This is a genomic window from Rhodococcus marinonascens NBRC 14363 (genome assembly GCF_001894885.1).
Classification (GTDB): domain Bacteria; phylum Actinomycetota; class Actinomycetes; order Mycobacteriales; family Mycobacteriaceae; genus Rhodococcus_F; species Rhodococcus_F marinonascens.
Genome location: NZ_BCXB01000120.1, coordinates 1 through 1,444, shown reverse-complemented (window position 1 = coordinate 1,444; position 1,444 = coordinate 1). Strand labels below are relative to the sequence as shown.

At 64.1% G+C, this 1,444-nt stretch carries 1 protein-coding gene; it reads right to left on the bottom strand.

Features of this window, described 5'->3' with window-relative positions:
* Complete coding sequence (locus RM2_RS23110) at positions 1 to 1,413, bottom strand: Ig-like domain-containing protein (protein ID WP_072691774.1); 1,413 nt, start codon at positions 1,411 to 1,413, stop codon at positions 1 to 3.
* Between the last annotated feature and the right edge of the window lie 31 nt (positions 1,414 to 1,444).

Sequence of the window (1,444 nt, the reverse complement as noted above, 5' to 3'; positions counted from 1 at the left end):
TCAGGAACCGAAGGTGTTTCCCGCGCTGCTCGATCCGCCGCCGCTGGGGACGGCTCCGACGACCACGGATTGCTGGTCTACGGACGCGTTCACGTTGCCCGCGCCGGAGTACTCGGCAGTGATGCCGCGCTGGCCATCATTCGATGGCGTCCACGTGGTGGTGGCCCGACCGCTCGGATCGACCGACGAGGTTCCGATGACGAAGTCGCCATCCTTGAAAGTGATCGTCCCGCCTGCATTGCCTGGGGTCACCTGGGCGGTGATGTTCTGCGCTACACCGACTGTCGGGTTGGCGCCGATGGTGAGAACCGTCGTCGATTCGATGTTGCCGACCGGCGCCTCCGTCACGTTCACGGTGGTGGAGGTGGTCGATCCGGCGACGCCCGGACGCCCGGAGAACGACGCGGCGATGTTGTGGTCGCCCGCAGTGGACGGCACCCACGTGTACGTGGCCACACCGCCGCCATCGACGGGTACGTTGGCCAGCGTGGCGCCGCCGTCCCTGAACTCGACCGTGCCGCCGGCGCCCGGCGGGGAGACCGTTGCCTTCAGGGTGCTGGACCGACCGACCTGCGCACCGGTGATGGGGGCGAGGATGGTTGACGACTCGGCATCGGTCTGCGAGACGCTCACGTTCCTCACCGGCGAATGTGAGCCCTCGGCCTTCGAGGTCGCTAGGAATTTGGCGGACATGCTGTGGTTGCCGGAGGTGGTGGGTGTCCAGTTGTACGTTGCCACGCGATCGCTGTTGAGCGGGACCGTCGCGATCTTGGCGTTGCCGTCGTAGAACTCGACGTTGTCGCCCTGGGCGCCGCCGGCCACGGTCGCGTGCAGCAACACCGATTGCCCGACCTGCGTGCTGGAAGGTGCGTCGAGAGTGGCGGTGGTCTGGTTCCGTAGGACTGTGACGTTGGGGCCCTTGGTCTTGAACACCTGATCGCGGTGGATTAGCGAGCCTTCGTAGCTGACGCCCGTCGTGAGCACTTCATCGCGGTCACAGTTCGCGCCGACCCGGTAAGAGAACTCGAACGTGCGCGATTTCGGGCTCAGCAACGGCCTTACAACCCAGCTACCTTTGACCTTTGCCCAATCATCACCACGGCTGTCGAGATTCTGGTTTTTTCCGTCCACCTTCGCCGACACGAACTCCAGGCATGCCGGATGGTAGTCCTTGACCTCGTAAATGTACTCGAGCGCAGCGCTACGCTCGAGCTTCGTCTTCGAGGTGATGATGTCACCCTCGCGGGGGTTCACATCGCTGATCGTCCGGGTGAACTTGGTATTGGAGTTGGTCCACGTGACCGTGTCGGAAGCCGCACCCGCGGTGCCAGCACCCACCGTCACCGCAAGCCCCGCGGCCACTGCGACCGCACTGAGGTTGCCAACCACACGGCGAATGTTCCTGTTAAGCATGCGGATTCCTCCCGATGACGATTTCAGACAA

Excerpts from the sequence above, each read along its gene's own strand:
- RM2_RS23110 (WP_072691774.1), bottom strand. The coding sequence starts at position 1,413 with ATGCTTAACAGGAACATTCGCCGTGTGGTTGGCAACCTCAGTGCGGTC.